The organism is Serratia sp. DFXYC6 (genome assembly GCF_057196085.1).
Window position 1 is genome coordinate 1 of the sequence record NZ_JBXUNV010000003.1, and the last position, 23,962, is coordinate 23,962.

The following is a 23,962-nucleotide window of genomic DNA, read 5'->3' on the forward strand; positions in this document are numbered from 1 at the left end:
CCATGCGAGAGTAGGACACTGCCAGGCATCAAATAAAGCCGAAAGCCCTGAACTGACGTTCAGGGCTTTTTGCTATGCGTAAAACGTAAAAAAGCGCAGCTACGCTGCGCGGTTTTCCCCCTCCTCCTTATTCTCCGCCAGCGAGCCAGAGAAAAGGCCCCGAAGGGCCTTTGATTAGGGTGTGTTTGCTTTTTTCACTTATTATTCGATCAATGCGAGCTGCCCTGGGAGATGCCCAGCCCGGTTTGCGAACGGACAAACTGGGCCCGGAAGCGTTCCCGCTCCTGCTGCCCGGCCAGCGAGCTGTCGGTGATCGAGAACAGCCAGGTACCGACAAAGGCCACGATCATTGAGAATAGCGCCGGGTATTCGTACGGATAAATCGGTTTCTCATGGCCGAGGATCTGCACCCAGATCGTCGGGCCGAGGATCATCAGAATCACCGCTGTTAACAGACCCAGCCAGCCGCCAATCATCGCGCCGCGGGTCGTCAAACGCGACCAGTACATCGACAGGATGATGATAGGGAAGTTACAGCTGGCGGCGATGGAGAACGCCAGCCCGACCATAAAGGCGATATTCTGCTTCTCGAACAAAATCCCCAGGGCAATGGCGACCAGCCCCAATACCACGACGGTGATCTTGGAGACCTTCAGCTCATCGCGCTCGGTCGCCTTGCCGTTTTTAATCACGCTGGCGTACAGGTCATGGGACACTGCCGAGGCGCCGGCCAGCGTCAGGCCCGCAACCACCGCCAGAATGGTGGCGAACGCCACCGCCGAGATAAAGCCGAGGAAGAAGTTGCCGCCAACGGCATTGGCCAGGTGCACCGCCGCCATGTTGGTCCCGCCCAGCAGCGCGCCGGTGGCGTCTTTGAACGCCGGGTTGGCGCTGACCAGCAAGATGGCGCCGAAGCCGATGATAAAGGTCAGAATATAGAAGTAACCGATAAAGCCGGTGGCGTAGAACACGCTCTTGCGCGCTTCCTTGGCGTCACTCACGGTGAAGAAACGCATCAGGATGTGCGGCAGGCCGGCGGTGCCGAACATCAGCGCCAGGCCAAGCGACAGCGCGGAAATCGGATCGGACACCAGCCCGCCGGGGCTCATGATGGCGACGCCTTTCGGATGCACCTTCACCGCTTCGGCGAACAGGGTATTGAAGTCGAAGTTGACCGACTTCATCACCATCAGCGCCATAAAGCTGGCGCCGGCCAGCAGCAGCACCGCTTTGATGATCTGCACCCAGGTGGTGGCCAGCATGCCGCCGAACAGCACGTACAGCACCATCAGAATGCCGACCAGGATCACCGCCACGTGGTAGTTGAGCCCGAACAGCAGCTGGATCAGTTTACCGGCGCCGACCATCTGCGCGATCAGATATAGCGCCACCACTACCAACGAGCCGCAGGCCGAGAGGGTGCGGATCGGTTTCTGCTGCAGACGGTAAGAGGCGACATCGGCGAAGGTATAGCGGCCGAGATTGCGCAGGCGTTCCGCGATCAGAAACAGAATGATCGGCCAGCCGATGAGGAAGCCGATGGAGTAGATCAGCCCGTCATAGCCCGAGGTGTAGACCAATGCGGAGATGCCGAGGAACGAGGCGGCGGACATGAAGTCACCGGCGATCGCCAGGCCGTTTTGCAGGCCGGTAATGCGCCCGCCCGCGGTGTAGTAGTCCTGACGGGAACGGGTGCGTTTGGACGCCCAATAGGTGATGTAGAGCGTGGCACCGACAAACAGGATAAACATCACGATCGCCTGGATGTTCAGCGGCTGGCGATGCACCTCGCCGCCAATGGCGTCGGCGCAGGCCAGGCCCGGCAGTAACAGCAGCGCGGCGGCGGACAATAAGCGCTTCATTGTTTCACCTCGCGCAGGATCTCTGCGGTGAGGCGATCGAACTCGCCGTTGGCGCGAAACACGTAGATCCCGGTCAAGACGAAAGAGATCACGATCAACCCGACGCCGACCGGGATCCCGCGGGTGATGGTCGATCCGGCGGCGATCGGCGTGCCGAGCCATTGTGGATCGAAGGCGATCAACAAAATAAAGCCGACGTACAGCGCCAGCGTAATCAGCGAAAGCAGCCAGGCGAACCGGCCGCGTTTTCTCACCAGCTCTTTAAAGCGCGGGTTTTCTTCAATCCCTTGATAAATGGTGTCATTCATCAGAGTGTCTCCAGTCGGTATTGAGAGAGTACGCCGCGCCAGGGCCGCTCAACGGCGCGTTATCCGAATGAGCGGCCTGAAGCGGCGTAAATTATGACGGCACTTTCATTGATTGTTTTTCTTCCAACAGCTTGTCGACTACGGCCGGATCCGCCAGCGTGGAGGTATCCCCCAGGTTGCTGGTGTCGCCGGCGGCAATTTTGCGCAGGATGCGCCGCATGATCTTGCCGGAGCGCGTTTTGGGCAGCGAGTCTGTCCAGTGCAGCACATCCGGCGTAGCGATCGGCCCTATCTCTTTGCGCACCCAGTTGCGCACTTCGGTATAGAGCTCCGGCGTCGGTTCTTCGCCGTGGTTCAGCGTGATGTAGGCGTAGATCGCCTGGCCTTTGATGTTGTGAGGAATGCCGACCACCGCCGCTTCGGCGATTTTCGGGTGCGATACCAGCGCGGACTCGATCTCGGCGGTGCCCAGACGGTGGCCGGAGACGTTCAGCACGTCGTCGACGCGGCCGGTGATCCAGTAGTAACCGTCCTCGTCGCGGCGGGCGCCGTCACCGCTGAAGTACATGCCTTTGAAGGTCGAGAAGTAAGTTTGCTCGAAGCGGTCATGATCGCCGAACAGGGTGCGCGCCTGGCCCGGCCAGGAATCGACGATCACCAGGTTGCCTTCGCAGGCGCCTTCCTGCGGCGTGCCGACGTTATCGACCAGCGCCGGCTGTACGCCAAAGAACGGCCGCGTGGCGGAACCGGCTTTCAGCTCAGTGGCGCCCGGCAGCGGGGTAATCATGAAGCCGCCGGTTTCGGTTTGCCACCAGGTGTCGACGATCGGGCATCTCGCGTTGCCGATCTTGTTGTAATACCACTCCCAGGCTTCCGGGTTGATCGGTTCGCCGACCGAGCCCATGATGCGCAGCGAATCGCGTCGGGTGCCTTCGATCGCCTTGTCGCCTTCGGCCATCAACGCGCGAATGGCGGTCGGTGCGGTATACAGAATGTTGACCTGATGTTTGTCGATCACCTGCGACAGGCGATTGACGCCCGGATAGTTAGGCACGCCTTCGAACATCAGCGTGGTGGCGCCGCAGGCCAGCGGGCCGTACAGCAGATAGCTGTGGCCGGTGACCCAGCCCACGTCGGCGGTGCACCAGTAAATGTCGCCGTCGTGGTAGTCGAACACATACTTAAAGGTCATCGCAGCGTAGACCAGGTAGCCGCCGGTGGTGTGCAGCACGCCTTTCGGCTTGCCGGTCGAACCGGAGGTGTACAGGATGAACAGCGGATCTTCGGCGTTCACTTCTTCCGGCGGGCAGTCTGCGGAGACGCCCTGGGTCAGCTCATGCCACCACAGATCGCGCCCTTCCTGCCAGTAGCCCGGTTTACCGGTGCGTTTGAATACCACCACGTTGGCCACGCTGACCACGCCGGGATTTTTCAGCGCATCGTCGACGTTCTTTTTCAGCGGCACGGCGCGGCCGGCGCGCAGGCCTTCATCGGCGGTGATCACCAGTTTGGCGTTGGAGTCGATAATGCGCCCGGCGACGGCTTCCGGCGAGAAGCCGCCGAAGATCACCGAATGTACGGCGCCGATGCGCGCGCAGGCCAGCATGGCGACCGCCGCTTCCGGCACCATCGGCATATAGATGGCCACCACGTCGCCTTTTTTAACGCCGAGCTGTTTCAGCACGTTGGCGAATTGGCAGACATCGTGGTGCAGCTGTTTGTAAGTCACCTTTTTGGATTGGGTCGGATCATCGCCTTCCCAGATAATGGCGGTTTGGTCACCGCGCTCGGCCAGATGGCGGTCCAGGCAGTTGGCCGCCAGGTTCAAGGTGCCGTCTTCAAACCAGCGAATGCTGACGTGGCCCGGATCGAACGAGGTATTTTTAACTTTGGTATAGGGTTTGATCCAATCCAGGATTTTGCCATGCTCACCCCAGAAAGCCTCTGGGTCTTGAACCGACTGTTGATAATACTGTTGGTATTGTGCCGGATTAATCAGGGCGCGTTCTGCAATTGCAGAAGGAATAGCGTGTTTATGCAGTTGGCTCATAGCTTTTCTCCTTGAAGTTGTTAATGATATGTCAACTGAAGGTTAAGTATAGTTTGCTACGATTCTTTGTTTCTTTTTTGCGCGGCAGATCACGCAACAAAGATATTGATTTGTAATCGTTCTGTCGCATTTGCAGGGCGTATCTATCTCTTTGGCGCTTAAATCCTCATAAACCCACGTTTTTAACCAAAAACACTTATATAAAGAACAAAAAAGAATAAACCAAAACGGACTCAACTGCCGCGAAATTAATAGATACGATCAGGGCCGCCATTATTTCTCGCTATAAATCTTTTTGGGTTGTTTTTCGCTATTAATATTCTAAGTTGGCATTAGCACGATATAACGATGGACTGCACCGCGTGAAATAACGTTTTATTAACGCTTAATTCCTGATGAAAACTCGGGAAATACCCAGTGGCATTCATCCTGCGGCATCGTTCGATTTTTAATCGAAATATAAAGTGTCGCTGCATTTATGGACGAAAGTGTCACTCGGCCAATTCTCATTTGTTTGACTTTTGAGTAACAAAATATAAACATACGATGCGGATTAAATATGCAGAATGAGCGAAAAATAACGCATTTTAATCGCGTTCAAAAAACCGTCGTCGGCGCGGTTATGTACTTCATTATATGAAAAATTATGTTTTTAATAACAAGCAATTATGCCATTTGAAATAGTTACGAGAAATTTTTGTGATTCGATTCAGCGCTCAAGCCTGACAAATCAAGGCTTGCAGAGCATGCCGCCCGGATGATACAGATTTATACTGCGTCGCACCCAGGGCAGGTGAACGCTTCCACTGAATTAACATAAGCCTGTAATAAATGATTAAGTATTCTTTTCGCCGTGTTGCGACTTTGTACGGCGCAAAGAGTCTTTGAGGACTTTTTGGGTATGAAAAGTGTAAAAATTAGCCTGGCTTGGCAAATCCTGATCGCGTTGGTACTGGGTATTATTGTTGGCGCGGTATTGCACAACCAGACCGAATCTCGTGAGTGGCTGGTGAGCAATATTCTCAGCCCGGCGGGTGATATCTTTATTCGTCTGATCAAGATGATTGTGGTGCCGATCGTTATTTCCACGCTGATCGTCGGTATTGCCGGCGTGGGGGATGCGAAAAAGCTGGGCCGCATCGGATTGAAAACCATTATCTACTTCGAAGTGATCACCACCGTCGCCATCGTGGTGGGGCTCACCTTGGCCAACGTTTTCCAACCCGGCCACGGCATCGATATGTCGACGCTGACCACGGTGGATATTTCGCAGTACGAGAAAACCACCGAACAGGTGCAAAGCGGTTCGCACAGTCTGGTGGCGACCATTCTGTCGTTGATTCCGTCGAACGTCTTCTCGTCGATGGCCAAGGGTGACATGTTGCCGATTATCTTCTTCTCGGTGCTGTTCGGTCTGGGGCTGTCGTCGTTGCCGAAAGAGACCAAAGAGCCGCTGCTGAAGGTGTTCAAGGCGGTGTCCGAGAGCATGTTCAAAGTCACCCACATGATTATGCGCTATGCGCCGATCGGGGTGTTTGGCCTGATTGCGGTCACGGTAGCCAACTTCGGTTTCGCTTCGCTGCTGCCGCTGGCCAAGCTGGTGGTGCTGGTGTACTTCGCCATTGCGTTCTTCGCCCTGGTGGTGCTGGGGGCGGTCGCCCGGCTGTGCAACCTGCGCATCTGGACGTTGATCCGTATCCTGAAAGACGAACTGATCCTGGCTTATTCCACCGCCAGTTCGGAAACGGTGCTGCCGCGCATCATCGAAAAGATGGAGGCTTATGGCGCGCCCAAGTCGATCACCAGCTTCGTGGTGCCGACGGGTTACTCCTTTAACCTGGATGGCTCGACGCTGTACCAGAGCATCGCCGCCATCTTTATTGCCCAGTTGTACGGCATCGAGCTGTCGTTGGGGCAGGAGATCGTGCTGGTGCTGACGCTGATGGTGACCTCGAAAGGGATCGCCGGCGTGCCGGGCGTCTCGTTCGTGGTGCTGCTGGCCACCCTGGGCAGCGTCGGCATTCCGTTGGAAGGCCTGGCGTTCATCGCCGGCGTGGACCGTATCCTGGATATGGCGCGCACTGCGCTGAATGTGGTGGGTAACGCGCTGGCGGTATTGGTGATCGCCAAATGGGAGCACCAGTTTGATCGCAAGAAGGCGCTGGCCTACGAAACGGAGTTCCTGGCGCAGAAGGTGAAGCCGGCCAACCAGGCCTAATTACCGAGTATCGCCGACGTTGAAAACGCCCCAGGCAGTTGTGCCGGGGCGTTTTGTTTTTATGGCTCTTCAACCGGCCACTTTCTTTTCTCTGTCCTACTGCGCGACTTGCATCCCCGCTTAACAGAATCTAAAGTGTTACCAAATTAATAGAAATGATAATAGATGTTATTATCATTTTCATTTGATGATGTATGGAGACACGCAAAGCCGTTGAACGGTGGGGTTACGCCCGTTCGGCGTCTTTATTCAGGCTTATCAAAGGTAGGTAACATGTCGGACACCGCTTTGGCCTCTGAATGGTTGCCGCTGGCGCCAGCGCAGCTTGATTTCTGGGAAGAACACACCTTGCACCCTGGGCAGACTCTGTCCACCGTCGCACATTGCACCGAACTGTGTGGCGCGGTAGAGGAAGAGGCGCTCTGCCGGGCGATCGCCACCACTCTCGCCGAGACGCAGGCGTTTGCCTTGCGCTTTGGTGAGCGGCATGGCGACGCTCCCCCGCCGTTACGTTACGATCCACAGTGCACACCGCCATTGCAACGCATCGATCTGCAAACGCACGGCGATCCCTGGCAGGCGGCGCAAAGCCTGATGCGCGAAGATATCGCGCAGCGCCGGGCGCTACATAGCGAGCCGCTAGCCGCAGCCTGGCTGCTCAAACTGGGGCCGGAGCGCTACCTCTGGTACGTGCGTGCGCACCATATTCTGATTGATGGCTTCGGTATGGCCCTGATCGAACACCGCTGCGCCGCGTTATACGCGCACTATCTGGGTGAGGGTAGCGCGGGTATGCCCCTGGGTGCCTTTAATGTCTTTCAACAGGCCGAGCTGGCCTACGCTGATTCTGAGCGATGCGAGCGCGATCGGCGCTTTTGGCAGAGCTATCTGCCGCCGTCGCAGGCGCTGCCGACGGTGCGCAAGGGCGGCAGGGAGTATGGCGTGCGACGCCTGAGCGTCAACCGTCGGTTGCCGACAGAAGTCGCGCAACGTCTGGCGCAGCAGTCGGAACGCAGTGGCATCAATTGGCCCGACTTGCTGGTGGCGCTGTCGGCGGCCTGGCTGTTTCAGGTGATGCCGCGCGGTACCCGGCAGGGCGATACGCTGCCGATGTGGATGCCGGCGCTGAATCGCCGTGGGCATGCCGCCACCAACGTGCCTTCGCTGGCGGTCAATACCCTGCCGCTGCTGGTGTCACCGCCGCAAGCGGAGACGCTGGGGAGCTTTCTCACCACGCTGACGCAGCAGCTGCGGGAGCTGCGCAGCCACGCCGGCTACCGCCTGCGCCAACTGGCCGCCGATCGCGGCGTGGATCCGGACTCGCGCTTCTTTATTTCCCCTTTCATCAACGTGCAACCCTTCGATACGCCCCGTTTTACCGGCTGCAGCGGTACGCGCAGCGTATTGGCCGGCGGCTCGGGCGACGGTTTCAACCTGACTTATCGTGGCCGCACCGACGCCCGCGATCTGCAGGTGGATATCGATATCTATCTGGAGCAGTTTCCGACGGAGGATGCGCTGGACTATGGCGAGGCGCTGCAAGAATTTCTGTTGCGTGCGCTGCAGCGGGAAGCCTGGGAGCAACCGCTGGCGGCCCTGACGGCGTTGCCCGCCTGAGAAAGTGCGGGCGGGAGGGTGCTCCCGCCCGAGTGGCAGGACTTCAGCTGGCCAGCAACGCCGCCACTTCGCGCGCGTTCTTGCACGGCAAGAGCGAACTGCTTACCAGACGGGTGCCGAAAGCGTCATTGAGGCGTGAGGCCACCTGTTTGATATGCGGCAGCTTCAGCCCCATGGCGATAAACGCCGTCTCTTCCCCCCATTCCGGGCGCGGGGTCACGCCGATCGCCTGCCAGTAAATGGTCAGTATCTCGGCGCTGCGCGCCAGCGGCGCGTTCGGCGGCGGGGCCGCGCAGGCGTTCAACGCCGGCGCGGTTTGCTGGTGGCTCAGGTCGGCGCGGATGCGATGGCGATCGGTTTTACCGTTGGCAGACAGCGGCAGCGCCTCGGCATGGATAAAGCGCGTCGGAATATGGGTACAGGGCAGATAGCCGGTGGCGAAGGCGCGGATCTCGGACAGCGGCAGCGGTTTGCCGTCGCGGGTCAGATACAGGGCGCCGAGCGCCGCCTCGTTGTTCTCTCCGCTGGGATAATCCACCACCACCATATCCAGGATCGCCGGATGGCGGCGCAGCACGTCTTCGATTTCCGGCAGCGAGACGCGCACGCCGCGGATCTTCACATAGCCGTTCACTCGGGTGGCGAACATGATGTTGCCGTCCGCACGGTAGTAGCCCTGATCGCCAGTGCGGAAAGCGCGCAGCGGTTGTCCGTCCGGCCCTTCGAGGGTGATGAAATCGTGCTGCTTCAGCTCCCCCTGCTCCAGGTAGCCCAACGCCAGGTTCACCCCGGCGGTATGGATGCGGCCGACCACGCCGGCCGGGCAGTGGCTGCCGTCGTCATGGCAGATGAAATAACGGTTGGCGGGCAGCGGGCGGCCGTAAGGCACGGTGCCGCTCTCCTGCGGGGCGATCGGGTGCCAGATGCTCCATATGGTGGTTTCGGTCGGCCCGCCGAGCGAGAACAGCGCAAGATCCGGGCGCAGGGTTCGCAGGGTTTGCACAGTCGCCGGCTTGATGTAGTCGCCGCCTTGCGCCACCAGACGCAGCGAACGCAGGCTGTCGGCCGTTTTGCAGGTGAGCAGCATCTCCAGAATGGCCGGCACCGAACACCACAGGCTGACCCGATGTTTTTCCACCAGCTGGTTCCAGCTGATGGCGTCTTTTTCCTGATGCGGCGCCGGCAGCACCAGCGTAGCGCCGGCGCACAGCGAACCGAACAGATCGAACATCGACATGTCATGGTGCGGCGGCGTGACGGAAATGAACACGTCGTCGGCGGTGACCGCCCAGCGCTGCTGGGTCTGGTGGATAACGTTGGCGGTGGCGCGGTTGTTGAGCACCACGCATTTGGGCTTGCCGGTGGTGCCGGAGGTATACAGATAGTAGCTTGCGGCCAGGCTGGCGCTGCGTTCCACCAACGTCTGTTCATCCGGCAGCGCAGGCGCGCGATCCGTCGGCGCCAGCAGGATCGCCGGCGTCACGCCGATCGGCGTCTCCAGATCGCCGCCGTGCACCACCAGCGTTGGCCGGCAGTTCTCCAGCAGGTAGGCGGTGCGTTCCGGCGGTGAGTTGATATCGATAGGCACCCAGATCACCCCCTGCAGGGCGCAGGCGAGGCTGAAGATGATCTGTTCTGGGCTGCGCGGCAGATACAGCGCCACCACGTTGCCCGGCTGCACGCCGCGGCTCTGCAGGTTGGCGATCGCCGTGGCGATCTGCTGGCCCAGTTCGCGGTAGGTCAGCGTCTGTTCGCCGCAGATCAGCGCGTTACCGCCGTTTTGTGCGCCAAACAGCCGCTCGGCCAGCTGCGCCAGATAAGGATAAGGCGCGTAATTCGCTTCGCTGTCGTTGTGGCGATAATGCGCCAGATCGATGAAATCTCGCGGCGCGATCGCCAGGTCGGCGCGTTGGCAACTGCGCAGGATGCGTCGCTGCAACGCCGCCAGCATGGCTTCTACCTGCTCGCCGTGCAGCGCCTGTTCGGCGTAGTCCACGCACAGCTGCAGGTTTTTTTCGCTGTCCAGCGTCAGGCGAATATCGATGGCGACCTGCGGCGTTTGGGTCAGGCCGTCGTGAAAGCGCACCGGCGCCTCGGCCGGCAGCGTTTCCCAACCCAGACAGTTGGTCAGGATCACCGGCAGCGCCGGGCCGCCCTGGCTTTGGCCGAGTAACTGCCGCGCCAGATCGACGCCGGAAAACGTCAGGTGGTCGAGCGCGCCGAGCACATCGTCCTGCAGGGCTTGCGCGCGCTGGATAAAGTCTTCACCGTGACGGGAATAGCGCACCGCCACGAAGCTGGAGGCGTTGCCCAGGGCACCATCGGCGGCGGGGAACGCTACCGGCACCCCGACGCACAGCTCACCGTCGGTGGTCCAGTGGGCCAGCGTATCGAGGACCAGCGCCGACAGCAGGCTGTTGCGCAGCAGCGCATGCGGCGATCCCAGGCGGCCAAGCTGTTTTACCGTATCGCGCGGCAGCGTCAGGGTGGCGCGGCGATAGCGTGATGAGGTGAGATTGGCGAGCGGGGCGCGCCACGGCAGTGCCGACGGGGTGGTGACATCTTGCAGCTTTTCACGCCAGTAGGCGGCATCGGCCTGGCGCTGCGCCGCCGATGCGGCGGGGGGCGCCAGTGCGGCGGCGGTCGACGTCAGAGGGCGATCGTCGAACAGGCGCGCGATCACGGTGGAGATCCCCTGGCCGTCGAGGATCAAGGCATCAAAGCTGGTAAAGATCAGCGTATCGTACGGCGATCCCGTCGGATCCTGCTGTTCGGCAAGTTGGATCACGGCGATGCGCCACAGCGGTTGGCTCGGATCGTGGCGCTGGTGGGAGTAACGCTCGCGCAGTTGTTCGACCTGGCGCTGCGCCGTTTCGCCATCAAGGGCGCGCAGATCGTGGCGATCCAGATGCAGCGTCACCTCCGGGCGTACGTGCTGCGTGCCGCGCTGCACATCGATGCAGGTGCGAAGCGCCGGGTAGTGCTGTACCAGCTCGGTCAGGCGCGCTTCAAGGCGCGGTACATCCTGCTGCCGGGCGCGGTATTCGCGAAAGTCGTGCATCGCCACGCCGCCGAGCGGCCATCGATCGCTGCGGCCCAGAAGATAGGCCTGCTGCAGTGCGGTTAAAGCTGTCTCCATGGTACTTCCCTATAGTCGCTAACCGATTAAAACGAGCCGGGCGCCGTGCGCCCGGAAACCGATCTCAGTGCTGCGGCGCCAGGGCGGCGAGCAGCGTTTTCGCATGCCTTCCTGCCTCGGGCGACCGTTGGCAGATCAACGCCGCCAGCGCAGCCGGGGAGGGATGCGCCGTCAGATCCTGCGCCGTCAGCGCCGCCGCCAGATACTTGTTGAGCACCGTCAGCAGCGCGTTCACCCCGGCATCCGGCAAGGCCAACCGGCGGATATCGTCGTGGTCGCGCACACTGGCCTCGGGAGCCACCCGCGCCAGCAGCCGGTGCAGCACCTGGCGCACCGGCGCCTGCTGCGCCAGCGCGTCGGGCGTGCATTGCGCCAGCAGCTGCGACAGCGGGCGATCGAATGCCCCCGCTTGCCGCGCGGCCAGGTGCAGCAGCGCCCGGTAACAGGCCAGCAGGCGCGGCAGCACCTGCTCGGGGAACGCGTCCAGCCGCACGTCCCAGTTGATCAGAATGCCGTCGTCGACGTGGGCGACCTGCGCATCCAGCGCCACCTGCGGCCCCTGAGAGATCACCCAACCGAGACGGCCAAAGGTGTTGGCGACCCGTTCGGAAAACAGCGTTTTGCCGCGGATGCCGAAACCGGCGGTAAACACCACCGGCGAAGGCTGCAGGCTGCCGTGCAGGCGCGACAGATCGCGCATCACGCTGACGCCGGGGTAATCCGCATGCTCGATCAGCTCCGCCAGCTGCGTCATCAGGCGCCGGCAGAAGGCGTTCAGGTTTTCCGTCGGGTTCAGTTCCACGCCGAGCAGCACCAGGTTAGAGAAATCGCCGATGAGGCGATGTGCGTCCTCCCGTTCGCTCTCGCGGTGGAACAGCGGCACGTTGAGCCGGAAGCGCGTCATGTTCCAACCCTGGCCGACGGCCAGCGCGAACAGCGCCAGAAACAGCGTAGAGAGGGAGGTGTGATGCCGTTTGGCGACGTTTTCCAGCGCGCGGCTTTCTTCTGCATTCAGCTGTATGGCCAAACGATCGCTGCGGCAGCGATCCGGCGTGCGCAGCAGGCGCGGCGCCGGCGGCATCTGCGCCAGGCGTTCACGCCACCAACGCTGGCCGCGTTCGCGCCGTTGGCGCAGCGCCACGTCGGCGTCGCGTCGTTCTAGGTGATCGAAGTAGGCCGGCGGCGCGTCATGGGCTGGGGCCGCCGGACACTGGTGATAAAACGCCGTCAGATCTTCCATCAACAGGCGAAAGCTCATGGCATCGCCGGCGATCATGTCGAGATCGACATGCAGGCGGCTGCGTCCTTCCGGCAATAGGCTCAGGCTGATATCGCAGGGAACGCCCTGTTCCAGCGGCAGCAACTGGGTGCTTTTCGCCTGGCGTTTGGCGGCGAGCGCGGCCGCCTGCGTTGCTTCATCGGCGTGTCGCCAGTCGTCGAGATGCAAGGTATGTCGGGGGCCGGGAGGCGCGATCGTCTGCCGGCCATCGTCGGTAATGCGCAGGCGCAACAGCGGATGACGCAGGTACAACGCCTCGACGGCCTGGCGCAGCCGAGCGATATCCAGCTCGCCGCCGTCGAACTCCGCATACAGATGGGCGGCCATGCCGCCCAGAGGGGGAGCGGACTGTCGGCCAACCCAATAGGCGGCCTGCATCGTGGTCAAAGCTTTCATCGGGTATCCATTTTGATTCAGCCAACGAGACTGCAAGAATATATCCAAATGTTAATAGGAATGAAAATTATTATTATTTGATCCATTTGACGCGAGGGTGCTATCTATAAGGGGTTTTAGCTGCAACGGGCAGGTATGGGGTTGGGTGTGAATAATTTATTCATATTATTCTTAGCATTGTAATTATTGCCTGTTATTTCAGCGCTTGTTTTACCTGCGAAAGTATAAGGTTTTCTGGCGGTTATCGTGGCCGCTCTCACACCTTTATTGATAATGATTTGCATTAGAAAATGCAAAATATTATCATTCTTAACATTATTTTACGTTTTTATACAAGCCGTCGGCCGCTCCGCCGGCGGCTTGGCCGTGGACGGGCCGCGCCCGTTCGGCCGCGCAAGGCATAGGTTTGCCGCAGGGATAAGCAACAGCAAGGTCGGGAAGGCCGCAGCGTCATGGTCTGTGTGAGTGTCGATGTAGGTTGTGTAAAAAAAATCAAATTTTGTGCACCTCTGGGATGAAAGGAGAAGACATCTATGGGCAAGCATTTTGCGGCTCAACGGCATGAAAGCGTAGGAAACGGGGAAAAGGCGGGGTTAAGAGCCATTGGGGCGTTTTCCTCGGTATTTTTAGGCGTGTGTTCACTGGCGATCGGTAACGTCAACGCGGCGGAAACGAAGAGCAACGAAACCTACCAGGACGCGGAAACGCTGCTGGTCACCGGTGAGAAGATCAAACGTTCCATTTTCGACACCGGCTCCAGCGTGCAGGTGTTCGACAGCAACCGCATCGCCTCGATGCCCGACGCGGTGCAGATCCCCGATCTGCTGCGCATGACCCCCAACGTGGTGGATCTGGGCATCGGCAACGAACTGCCGACCGTGCGCGGTATCGACGGTTCCGGCCCGAACGTCGGGGCCAATGCTTTCCTCAGCGGCACCCGCCCGCGCCTCAATCTGTCGTTGGACGGCCGTTCGCTGACCTATAACGAACAGGCGTTCGGCCCGCAGTCGCTGTGGGATCTGGATCGCGTCGAAGTGTTCCTCGGCCCGCAAAGCTACATCCAGGGGCGCAACGCCATCGCCGGCGCCATCGTCATGGCCAGTAAAGACCCGACCTTCGAATGGGAAAGTGCCTTCAAGGGCGGAGCCGGCAACCAGCACTCTTCACAGTTGGCCGCCATGGCGTCCGGCCCGCTGGTGGAGGATCAGCTGGCGTTCCGCGTCAGCGTCGATCGCCAACGCCGCCGCAGCGAGGCTGACCTGCCGGCCTATGCGCCAGTGGGCGATCCGCGTGAAGTGGAAGCCACCACCGCCCGCGCCAAGCTGTTGTTCAATCCGGCCGGCCTGCGCGATCTGACCACCAAGCTGACCTTTAACCACTTCGGCAGCACCGCGCCGCAAAACGAAAGCCTCAACCCGCAGCCGCATCCGACCAATCCGCGTCACGATCCGCGCCGCGCCGTGTTCAAAAGCAACATGAACAGCACTATCTGGGATCTGGCCTGGGAGGCCTCCGATGCGCTGACGTTTGAAAACCGCGTTATCTACACCGATTTCAACATCAACCGTCCTACCGCTTACAACATCCAATACGCCGAGATCGACGGCCAGGAAGTTCACGTGGAGCCGGTGGTGCGCTTCGGTGGCGCGGACAGCCACCTGCACGGGCTGGCGGGGCTGCGTTACTTCCACGGCACGCAGGATGAGTTCGTCAACATTTTCGGCGGCTCGACCTTCAAGGATAAAACCGATACCCATTCGGCGTTCGCCGAGCTGACCTATGCGCTGACGCCGCAGGTGGACGTGACCGCCGCCAGCCGTCTGGAACGCGAACACCGTCGCCGCGACGGCGGCAGCCAGGCGGTGCGCATCGATTTTGATGAAACCTACACCGTGTTCCTGCCGAAGCTGGACGTGGCCTGGAAACCGACGGATACCCAAACCTACGGCGCCAAGATCGCACGCGGCTATAACGCCGGCGGTGGCGGCATCACGATCGGCACGCCGGTGGTCAGCTACACCTACGGTTCCGAGTATGTCTGGAACTACGAGCTGTACACCCGTCATCACCTGAAAGACGCCAACGTGGTGCTGACGGGTAACATCTTCTACAACGATTACAAAGACATGCAGCTGCCGTACTCGCTGGGTGAGAACTCCAGCGTGATCCGCAACGCCGACAAGGTGGAAACCTACGGGGCGGAAATCGGCGCCACCTGGCAGCCGCGCTGGGACTTCGAGCTGTTCGGCAACCTCGGCCTGCTGAAAACCGACATCAAAAAGTTCTCGGGCAGCGGCGTGGAAGGGCATGAGCTGGCGCGCGCGCCGGCTTACACCGCCAACATGGGGGCCAAGTATCAGTTCCTGAAAGGGTGGGAGCTGAGCAGCAACGTGGCGTTCACCGACTCCTACTATTCGCAATACGATAACGACTCGCGCGGGCGCATCGGCTCCTATTGGACGGCCAACGCCCAGCTGGCTTACACCTTCGACTACGGCCGCGCCACGCTGTATGCGAAGAACCTGTTTGACTCCGACCGCCGCGAGATGATCCGAAGCAATGACATCTACACGGCGACGCTCCAGCGCGGCCGCCTGATCGGCGCGGCGGTTGAGCTGACTTTCTAACGCTATCGCGGTGACGGGGGACGCATGTCCCCCGTTTTGTGCGCTATCCCGGCACGGCCGGGCAAAGGAGATAACGCAGTGATCGGTGATTTTGACAGCATTCTGAGCGATGAAGAGGCCCAGCGGCTGGAGAGCGCGTTTCAGGCGCTGGGCGCGGCGTCGGCCAACGGCGAGCGGTCGGTAAGCGAAGCCGAAGAGCGGGCATGGTTCGCCCATCTGCAGCAGGGTGACGCACGCGGGCAGCGGGCGCTGGCCTGGCGCCTGACGGGGGAAGTGGATATCGCCCGGCTGGCGGCGGCGCTGCAGGCGCTGGTGCGGGAGACGCCGGGCGTGGACGTGCGCTACGTTTTTGATGACGAAAACGGGCTGATTAAACGCGCCGCCGGTTCGGCGCCGTTACCGGTGAGCCTTCGTCAGGTGGCGGACGAACAGCACGCCATTGGCTGCCTGCTGCAGGCGCAGGCGGCACCGTTTGAACTGGAAAACGAAGCGCCGCTGCGCGGCTTGCTGTTGCTCACGCCGGGCGATGCCGTGATTTTGGGCGTGGTCTTGCATGACATCCTGGCGGAAACGCTGCCTTGGCGCCACCTGCCGGCGATGCTGTCCGCCCGTTACAACGGGGATGTGATGCCTCTGCCTTTCGCGGCGGAGCCGGTCGAGCTGGCGGAAACCACGGAGCCGCAACTGCCCTGGGCGCGCCAGGCGGTCTCGCTGCAGGATTACCGCAGCCCGGCGCCGCGTGCTGAAGCGTTGCCGCCGGTGGGCGCGCGCGTGGTCACGCGCATTGATCGCTCGCTGTTGCCCGCCAACGACACGCCGCGGGCCTTGCTGGCGGCGGTGGCGGCGCGGTTTGCCGAGTTCGTCGCCGCGCAGGCCGGCGGCCAAGCGGTGCAGCTGTGCGTGCCGGCCGCGGAAACGGCGGAGTTCGTCGGCCTGGAGCTTGGCCTGACGGCGCCGCCGCTGATGCGCCTGACCGTGCAGCATGGCGAGAGCGACGTCGGGCAGCGGCTGCTGGTGCAGGCCGTGGCTGAACAGCCGGACCCGCAACGGGCGCAGCTGCTGGTGGCCTGGCGCGACGATCTGGCCGCAGAGTGGCGGCTGGAAGGCGTTCACGCCGAGCGCATGTTGCTGCCGCCGCTGCATACGCCGTTTGAACTGGCGCTGCTGTTGGGCTTGCCAGAGGCGGAAGCGCTGACGCTCGAGCTGGTCACCGATCCGCGCCTGTCTCCCCATGTGGCGCCTTTCCTGCTGGAGCAGTTCAGCGCGTTCCTGGCCGGGCAGCGGATTGCCGTCGCCTTGCCGGCGGCTGAGGCCGCTTCCCCGGCGATGGCCGCGCCGGCGACGAACGGCGAGGCGGACGAAAGCGTTGCACCGCTGATTTTGCAGGAGTTCCGTGAGGCGCTGGTGGCGCCGGAAATGACCCTGGATGAAGACTTCTTCGATCGCGGCGGCCATTCGCTGGTCGCCACCCGGGTGATCGGCCGCTTGTTGAGCCTGCATCAGATCGAAATCAACATTAACGATCTGTTCAGCCATCCGACGGCGCGTGGGCTGGCGGGCTACGCCAAACGTCTGAACGTCGCGCAGCCGAATGCCCCGGTGGCCGCCGCCGACGATCATGATCGCGCGCAGGCGCCGCTGTCGCTGGCGCAGGAATCGCTGTGGAAGGTGTATGAAGCCTTCGGCCATGACGAGATTTTCAACCTGCCGTTCTCTCTGCGCTTCTTCGATGCGGTGGATGAAACGGCGCTGCATCAGGCGTTTATCGACGTCATGACTCGCCATACCGTGCTGCGTTCACGCTTTGTTGAGCAGCTGGGCGAGGTGGTGCAGGTGGTGGTGCCGGCCGCCGAACTGCCGGATTACTCATGGTTCCGCTTCTCTCACGAGACGCCGGCGGGCAACGCCGCCGCCCTGTTGGCCGACGCCGGCCAGCACCGGTTCGATCTGGCCGCCGAGCTGCCGCTGCGCGTCACGCTGCTGCGCGATGCGGACAACGGCCAGCAGCTGCTGTCGCTGCTGTTCCACCATGTGGTGCTGGATGAATGGTCGCTCAACCTGATGATGGATGAGCTGGGCATCGCCTACCGCCATCGCGTCGTCGGCCAGGCGCCGCAGTGGAGCGGGCAACCGCCGCAGTTCCACACCTTCGCCCGGCAGCAGCGGGCCTCCGGGGTGCAGCAGCAACATCTGGACTACTGGCTCGATGCGCTGCGCGGCGCGCCGGTCGGCCAGCCGATCTTCCGGCAAGAACCCTCTACCCACCCGGCAGTGCCGGCGCCGGCGGACGTCAACGGCGGCTGGCTGGAGTTCGAGGTCGATCCCGCTGTGGCGGAAGGCCTGTATCAGCTCGCTCGCCGCAATAACGCTTCGCTGTTCAACGTGGTGTATGCCGGGATCACCTCGGCGCTGCGCCTGCTTGGCGGCCCGGCGGATCTGCTGGTGGGCACTTCGACCTCCGGCCGTAACGACGCCGAGTTCTTCGATACCGTCGGCTACTTCACCACCGTGGTGGTGCACCGCGTGCGCTTCGACGAAGGGTTGACGGTGGCCGGCTTGGTCAGCCAGGTGAAAAACACCATCAACGGCTCGCTGCCATACACCGACATTCCGATCGATCTGGTGGAAGAAGGGCTGTTCGGCGTGGACGCCGACCGCAAGAACCACATGTTTGAAGTGTTCATCCAGATCCACAGCCGCATCAAACTGAACGGCGAGTTCCGGCTGCAGGACGGCAGCGCGATCGCCTACCGTCAGGTGGAGCCGGAGAAAGCCGAATCGTTGCTCGGCCTGCAGTTTGAGGTGATGGAAGACGATCTGGGGGGGGCGAAATCCCTGCGGGTGATGATGACCTACCGCCAGGATCACTACAGCCGGGAGCAGGCCAATCTGATCGCCGACGGCGTTCAGCACGTCTTTACCCAGTTTGCGCAGCACATCGCTGGCGATATCGCTCTGGCGGCGCTGCCGCCCGGGCCGCAGGCATGACGTTGTTTCACTCTAACCGAAAGCATGATTTTCAAGGAGATAAAAGGATGTCTGGAACCCTAGCAACCCCGCGCGCGTTACTGTCGCTGCTGGTGGCGGCCTCTCTGGTGGTCGCCGGCGCCGCGCAGGCCGACGATGCCGGCATCAAACCGCAGGACATCAAGCGCCAGGCGCTGTCGTCGACGGTGGTGGAGATGGCCTACAGCACCTCGCAACAGGCGCTGTTCGTCAGCGCGCCGGACTGGAAGGAAGAGGCGCGCTCCCGCGTGCTGCGGCTGGATCCCAACACCCTGGCGATCAAGGCGGAGATCCCGTTGCAGGTGAAAGGCTTCGGCGTGGCGCTGAACGACGCGGGCAATCGCCTGTACCTGACGCAGGCCTTCAACGGCGAAGTCGGGGTAGTGGACACCACCACCAACCACGCGCTGGGCAGCATCAAGTTGCTGGACAAAGCGGTGCTGGAGCAGGCTTACAAGCAGGCGGGCATCAGCGGCAAGCGTCTGGATTTCCTGTTGGCGGAGCTGAAGAAGTTTAAAATCACCGAGGACTACCTGTACCGCCTCCGCGAGCTCAAGTATGACGCGCAAAGCGGCCGTCTGTTCCTGCCGGGTCTGGGCTTCGGCGTCGACAGCGTGCTGTATGTGGTCGATACCAAGGCCGGCAAGCTGGAGAAAGTGATCCCGGGCTTCGGCTACAACGCGGTGGGCATCACGCTGGATGAGAAGGGCCGCCGGGTGTTCGTCTCCAACATGCAGGGGCAGGTGATCACCCTGAACGCCGACACGCTGGCGATCACCGCCACGCACGAAGTACAGGCCGATCAGCTGCTGAACCTGGTGTATGACCCGGCGAGCAATCGCCTGCTGGGCGTCGATCAGGGCATCGATCGCGACGACTACCGCAATCATCATCTGGGGCACGACTATGTGAAGCGCAGCAGCGGCCACCGGGTATTCGCGCTGGATGCGGACAGCGGAAAAGTGCTGGCCAGCGAGCTGACGGATGAGGTGCCGATCGGCCTGCTGCTCGATGAGCGTAGCCAGCGGCTGTATGTCGCCAACCGCAAAGGCGTGCGCGTGGATCACGGCGCCGGGACGCTGACGGTGTTTGACGCCAAGACCCTCAAGCGCCTGCAAACCGTAGACCTGCCGCCGCACCCTAACAGCCTGGCGCTGGATCCGAAAGGCGACGCGCTGTTCGTGACGGTGAAAAACGACGGCGCTTCCACCAAGGCCGGCAAGCCGGAAAGCGTGGTGCGCATTCAGCTGCACACCAGGTAATGCAATGGAAAGATAAAAAAGGGGCGCCGCGGCGCCCCTTTTTCGTTGGGTCATGTCATCAGAAGTGGGTGTTGATGCTCATGTAGTAGGTACGGCCCGATTCGTTATAGGTGGCTGCGCCTGCGCCATACATGTAGGAGTTGGTTTTCGCGTTACCGACAGTTTGTGCATTACCGGCGCGGAATTGGCGTTTGTCGAACAGGTTGTCGATGCCGGCGGTGAGGCTGACGTTTTTGGTCAGGTCATAGGTCGCGCTGGCGCCGACGACGGCGTAAGGGCTGACCTCGCGGGCTTCTGAGCCGACAGCGCTCTCTCCTTTATAGTTATACTTCTTCGGTTTCTGGCGGCCGTACCAGGTCAGGGTGGACTGCATCGACAGATCCTGCGTGGCCTGCCAGCTGAGGGTCGAGTTGACGGTGAACTTCGGGATCACCGACAGGTAATCGCCGGTGGTCTTGTTCTTGTTCTCGATCATGTAGGTGGCGTTGTTGCTCCAGGTGACGGTCTCGCTGACCGGCACGTTCAACGAGCCTTCCAGCCCCTGCACCACCGCCTTCGGCACGTTTTCCCACTGATAGATATCGGTTTTAAGACTGTTTGAGGAAATTGGCGCATAGCCAGCCTCAATTTTGTTGCGGTAATCGTTGCGGAAGTAGGTCACGCCGGCCAGCCAGCCGTCGTTATGGAACTCCAGCCCGATCTCTTTGTTAACGCTGGTTTCCGCTTTCAAATCGTCGTTGCCCATCAGATAGCAAGCGCCAGCACTGGCTGCACAACCTTGACCACGGCTATACAGGATATAGTTACCGTTGTTCTGGAACAGATTGGGCGCTTTGTAGGAGCGTGCGATCCCCATTTTCAACGTGAAGTAATCACCCAGTTCCTGCGACAGATTCAGCGCCGGGCTCCAGTTGTTGCCGGATTCGGAGTGCAGATCGTAGCGCAGGCCCGGCGTCAGCATGGTGGTGTCGGTCAGCTCGATATTGTCTTCGGCGAACAGCGAGAAGATATGTGCGGAGGAATAAGGACTACGGTTAGAGCTGTCCACTCCAGGGATCGCTCCACCTTCGGTGAGAGACTGGCTGGTGGAGGTGCCGTCTTTCATCCGTTGCTGAGACCACTCGGTACCCAGCGTGGCGGTTTGCGCGACGCCCAGCTCAAACGGCACGCTGACTTCGCTGTGCGCCAGGAAGTCGTCCAGCTTGATTGTGCCGAAACCGGTGTTATTGGTGTCGAAGATGCCTTCGGTGCCACCGGCCAACCCTTCGTTCAGGCGGGTGTTGCGGGTGCGCTCAAACTGCACGTAGTTGTTGGTGCTCACGCCGTTGTCCCAGGCGCCGCGGTGGGTCAGGCCGAAGGTTTCACGGTAGATGCGGTTGGTCTCTTTGCCGTAATTGCTCTGCACCAGGGGGTTGGTGTTGGTGTTCTGGGTATCGCCGGCGTACAGGTTGCCCTGGCGGCCATAGGCGTACTCGAACTCCAATGACTGCAGATGGGCGAAATCCCAGTGCAGCAGAGCGTCGATGTTTTTATCGACCACCCCTTCACGTCCGGCAGGTAAGGTATTGGAATAGCTGCCGGTGCGCTCGGATTGATGGCCTTGGTTAATATCCCAGGCATCGGCCTGCGTTTTGCTGTAGCCGCCGAACAGGCGGAAGCTCAGGGAATCGCTCAGCGGGCCGGACAGGCTGAAGTCAGTGCGCTTGGTGGCGCCTTCCTGCTTGTGCTGCGGCACGTTGAAGTAGCCGTTCAGCGAGCCGTGCAGCGCATCGCCGGCTTTCTTGGTGATGATGTTGACCACGCCGCCCGCGGCGCCGTTGCCGTAGCGTGCAGCAGCGGGGCCGCGCAGCACTTCGATGCGTTCGATCATTTCCGGCGGCACCCAGGCGGTATCGCCGCGGGAGTCGCGTTCGCCGCGCCAACCCTGACGCACCGAGTTGCGGCTGGAGGCCGGTTTGCCGTCGATCAGAATCAGGGTGTTTTCCGGGCCCATGCCGCGGATATCGATCTGGCGATTGTTGCCGCGCTGGCCGCTGGTGGAGTTGCCGGTCAGGTTAACCCCGGGCATGGTGCGGATCAGTTCGCTGATGTCGCGCGCCGGCGGGCGTTTTTTGATCTCGTCGGCGGTGATGGTGGACACCCCCGGCGCCTGCAGGTTCTGCCGGGCGGCGGTCACGACGATGGTGTCTTCGCCGCGCGGCTTTTTATCCGTGGCGCCGCTGTTCTCTTCCGTGGTGGTGGTGTCGGTTTGCTGCGCGGCGCTGGCGAACGCGGACGCGCCCAATCCCAAGCCGATAAGAGTGGCTAAAGAATAACGTGATAGCTTGCTTTTCATCTGAGTGTCCTACCTTGCTGCCATCCCTCGCCGAACGGGGGGAAGGGCGGTTGTAGTTTTTGTGTAGTCGGAAATAGAAAATCGGCTGCGGCAAGGGATGCCATTGATGTATCCCCGATCCCTGTCCGTTGCGCGCAATACCAGCACGATCTCCAAGCCTTACACACTATTGCAAATGCAAATTATTATCAATAGTATTTGGCGTACAGTGCGTTCGGGCGGTGGCCGGCGATAGGGAAAAGTCGACGTTCCCGGTGCCGCCAACTACAAAATGGGTAGGCGTTGTGAATACAGAACTACAGTCAGAAAGCAGCAGATTATTGGCCAGCAGCAATGCGGGCAGTCCAGGGTGGTGGTTGACGGTGGCACGACGCGGTACGCCATGGGTAGAACCGGCGGGTAACGGCCGCTGGCGCACCACCTTTTTCTGGCGCGATCCCCAGGGATGCGAATTGACCTCCGCCTACCGTCGCGTGTGGATCAACATTAACTGCCTGACCGACCACCATCAGCCGAATCCGCCGCAAAGCCTGCAGCGTTTGGCCGGCACCGACGTGTGGTATTGGCAGACCGAACTGAGCGGCGCCTGGCGCGGCAGCTACTGCTTTATCCCCTGCTTTGACGAGCGGCCGCCGGCGTTCAGCGGCGACGATGCGCACGCCAACATGCACAACCTGCGTCACTGGTGGCATCAGGTGTTCGCCAGCGCTACCCCCGATCTGCTCAACCCGTATCGCTCCTGGCAAAGCGCCAGCGGTCACAGCGTCTCCGGTCTGCACATGCCGGATGCGCCGCCGCAGCCGGTATGGCGTTCGTTCGACGAATATGAGATCGCCAGCGGGCGCTGCACGCCGCCGCTGCCGGCGCGTTTGCAGCGGCATACCTGGCAGAGCGAGCGCCTGGGCAACAGCCGCGATGTCTGGATCTACACCACCGGCGACAGCAAGCCGGCCGAGCGCCCGCTCGCGATCTTGCTCGACGGCCAGTTCTGGGCGAAGCAGATGCCGGTTTGGGCGCCGCTGATGCAGCTGACCCGCGAGGGGGCGTTGCCGGAAGCGGTTTATGTGCTGATCGACATCATCGATCTGCCGCACCGGGCGCGAGAATTAACCTGCAAGGACGATTTCTGGCTGGCGGTGCAGGAAGAACTGATGCCGCAGCTGGCCGACTGGGCGCCGCACAGCGACAAGCCGGCCGATACGGTGGTGGCGGGGCAAAGCTTTGGCGGCCTGGCCTCCCTGTATGCCGGGCTGCGCTGGCCGCAGCGCTTCGGCGCGGTGATCACCCAGTCCGGTTCCTACTGGTGGCCGCGGCGCGACATGCTGCAGCTGCCGAGCATTCCCGACGACGCCTGCTGGCTGATGCAACAGGTAGAACGGCACGGCTTGGGCAACCACGGCGCGCTGAAGGTCTTTATGGAAGCCGGTTCGCAGGAAAAACTGGTGCATCGGGTCAGTGGCGAAATGGCGGCGCGCCTGAGCGACGCCGGCCATCGGGTGCACTACCGGGTGGTGGAGGGCGGGCACGATGCGCTGTGCTGGCGCAGCGGCCTGACCGATGGGCTGCAGGCGGTATGGGCTTCCGCTTTCGCCACCGCTTACCCGGCATCGGCGACGGCACGAGGAACACATGATGGAAAGCCTGAATCCGTTCGATGATCAACAGCAGCGCAGCCTGGTGCTGCGCAACGTACAACAACAATACAGTTTGTGGCCGGATTTCCGCGCCATTCCGTCCGAGTGGACGATCGTCTTTGGCCCGGCGGCGCGCCTCGAGTGCGCCGAATGGCTGGAACAGCATTGGCAAGATATTCTGCCGGTCGCAGCACGCGAGGCGTGACCGGCGCCAGGTAATCACGGGAGC

13 protein-coding genes are annotated in these 23,962 nt (G+C 61.3%); 7 read left to right on the top strand and 6 right to left on the bottom strand.

Annotated features, from left to right (window positions below; genetic code table 11):
• Positions 1-209 precede the first annotated feature (209 nt).
• The 3 genes from actP to acs all read right to left on the bottom strand — a co-directional run bounded on the left by actP (position 210) and on the right by acs (position 4,220).
• On the bottom strand, positions 210-1,862 hold the full coding sequence (gene actP, locus AC2CGQ_RS16320) for a cation/acetate symporter ActP (protein ID WP_049240033.1): 1,653 nt from the start codon (positions 1,860-1,862) through the stop codon (positions 210-212).
• Positions 1,859-2,170: a DUF485 domain-containing protein gene (locus AC2CGQ_RS16325; protein WP_004930047.1), complete on the bottom strand. Its 312-nt coding sequence runs from the start codon at positions 2,168-2,170 to the stop codon at positions 1,859-1,861. The genes actP and AC2CGQ_RS16325 overlap by 4 nt, the downstream gene beginning before the upstream one ends.
• A 91-nt stretch (positions 2,171-2,261) precedes the next feature.
• Positions 2,262-4,220 carry an acetate--CoA ligase gene (acs, locus tag AC2CGQ_RS16330; RefSeq protein ID WP_004930044.1) on the bottom strand — a complete coding sequence of 653 codons (1,959 nt, stop codon included), beginning with the start codon at positions 4,218-4,220 and terminating at the stop codon, positions 2,262-2,264.
• Between the two features lie 901 nt (positions 4,221-5,121).
• On the opposite strand from acs, the gene gltP reads away from it, so the two are divergent.
• Positions 5,122-6,438, top strand: a complete 1,317-nt coding sequence (gene gltP, locus AC2CGQ_RS16335; protein WP_015376334.1) for a glutamate/aspartate:proton symporter GltP — start codon at positions 5,122-5,124, stop codon at positions 6,436-6,438.
• 273 nt (positions 6,439-6,711) lie between these two features.
• The gene (locus AC2CGQ_RS16340) at positions 6,712-8,055 is read left to right on the top strand and encodes a condensation domain-containing protein (RefSeq protein WP_075685521.1); all 1,344 of its coding nucleotides are present in this window, start codon (positions 6,712-6,714) and stop codon (positions 8,053-8,055) included.
• A gap of 43 nt (positions 8,056-8,098) precedes the next feature.
• Here the strand turns inward: AC2CGQ_RS16340 and AC2CGQ_RS16345 are convergent, their stop codons facing one another.
• Complete coding sequence (locus tag AC2CGQ_RS16345; RefSeq protein WP_484593757.1) at positions 8,099-11,194, bottom strand: amino acid adenylation domain-containing protein; 3,096 nt, start codon at positions 11,192-11,194, stop codon at positions 8,099-8,101.
• A gap of 64 nt (positions 11,195-11,258) precedes the next feature.
• Positions 11,259-12,869, bottom strand: a complete 1,611-nt coding sequence (locus tag AC2CGQ_RS16350; protein ID WP_322192753.1) for a condensation domain-containing protein — start codon at positions 12,867-12,869, stop codon at positions 11,259-11,261.
• A gap of 533 nt (positions 12,870-13,402) precedes the next feature.
• On the opposite strand from AC2CGQ_RS16350, the gene AC2CGQ_RS16355 reads away from it, so the two are divergent.
• From AC2CGQ_RS16355 to AC2CGQ_RS16365, 3 genes are all read left to right on the top strand, one after another.
• A complete protein-coding gene (locus tag AC2CGQ_RS16355; RefSeq protein ID WP_484593758.1) occupies positions 13,403-15,496 on the top strand; it encodes a TonB-dependent receptor in 2,094 nt (697 codons plus the stop codon).
• Positions 15,497-15,574: 78 nt separating this feature from the next.
• Entirely contained in the window at positions 15,575-18,484 is a 2,910-nt protein-coding gene (locus AC2CGQ_RS16360; protein WP_076740800.1) for a condensation domain-containing protein, read from the top strand.
• A 47-nt stretch (positions 18,485-18,531) separates the two neighbouring features.
• Positions 18,532-19,764, top strand: coding sequence for a YncE family protein (locus AC2CGQ_RS16365; protein ID WP_048325759.1), 1,233 nt, complete (start codon positions 18,532-18,534; stop codon positions 19,762-19,764).
• Between the two features lie 58 nt (positions 19,765-19,822).
• On the opposite strand, the gene AC2CGQ_RS16370 is transcribed toward AC2CGQ_RS16365, so the two are convergent.
• Positions 19,823-22,099, bottom strand: a complete 2,277-nt coding sequence (locus AC2CGQ_RS16370) for a TonB-dependent siderophore receptor (RefSeq protein ID WP_015376341.1) — start codon at positions 22,097-22,099, stop codon at positions 19,823-19,825.
• Positions 22,100-22,383: 284 nt separating this feature from the next.
• Between AC2CGQ_RS16370 and fes the strand changes: the two genes are divergently transcribed.
• Together fes and AC2CGQ_RS16380 are read left to right on the top strand one after the other, a co-directional pair.
• Positions 22,384-23,757, top strand: a complete 1,374-nt coding sequence (gene fes, locus AC2CGQ_RS16375) for an enterochelin esterase (protein ID WP_074469401.1) — start codon at positions 22,384-22,386, stop codon at positions 23,755-23,757.
• Positions 23,732-23,938 carry an MbtH family protein gene (locus AC2CGQ_RS16380; RefSeq protein WP_004930023.1) on the top strand — a complete coding sequence of 69 codons (207 nt, stop codon included), beginning with the start codon at positions 23,732-23,734 and terminating at the stop codon, positions 23,936-23,938. Before fes ends, AC2CGQ_RS16380 begins: the two co-directional genes overlap by 26 nt.
• Positions 23,939-23,962: the final 24 nt, after the last annotated feature.

What these genes read in the sequence shown, in the direction of transcription:
- actP (WP_049240033.1), bottom strand. Translation starts at nt 1,862, where the DNA reads ATGAAGCGCTTATTGTCCGCCGCCGCGCTGCTGTTACTGCCGGGCCTG.
- AC2CGQ_RS16325 (WP_004930047.1), bottom strand. Translation starts at nt 2,170, where the DNA reads ATGAATGACACCATTTATCAAGGGATTGAAGAAAACCCGCGCTTTAAA.
- acs (WP_004930044.1), bottom strand. Translation starts at nt 4,220, where the DNA reads ATGAGCCAACTGCATAAACACGCTATTCCTTCTGCAATTGCAGAACGC.
- gltP (WP_015376334.1), top strand. Translation starts at nt 5,122, where the DNA reads ATGAAAAGTGTAAAAATTAGCCTGGCTTGGCAAATCCTGATCGCGTTG.
- AC2CGQ_RS16340 (WP_075685521.1), top strand. Translation starts at nt 6,712, where the DNA reads ATGTCGGACACCGCTTTGGCCTCTGAATGGTTGCCGCTGGCGCCAGCG.
- AC2CGQ_RS16345 (WP_484593757.1), bottom strand. Translation starts at nt 11,194, where the DNA reads ATGGAGACAGCTTTAACCGCACTGCAGCAGGCCTATCTTCTGGGCCGC.
- AC2CGQ_RS16350 (WP_322192753.1), bottom strand. Translation starts at nt 12,869, where the DNA reads ATGAAAGCTTTGACCACGATGCAGGCCGCCTATTGGGTTGGCCGACAG.
- AC2CGQ_RS16355 (WP_484593758.1), top strand. Translation starts at nt 13,403, where the DNA reads ATGGGCAAGCATTTTGCGGCTCAACGGCATGAAAGCGTAGGAAACGGG.
- AC2CGQ_RS16365 (WP_048325759.1), top strand. Translation starts at nt 18,532, where the DNA reads ATGTCTGGAACCCTAGCAACCCCGCGCGCGTTACTGTCGCTGCTGGTG.
- AC2CGQ_RS16370 (WP_015376341.1), bottom strand. Translation starts at nt 22,099, where the DNA reads ATGAAAAGCAAGCTATCACGTTATTCTTTAGCCACTCTTATCGGCTTG.
- AC2CGQ_RS16380 (WP_004930023.1), top strand. Translation starts at nt 23,732, where the DNA reads ATGGAAAGCCTGAATCCGTTCGATGATCAACAGCAGCGCAGCCTGGTG.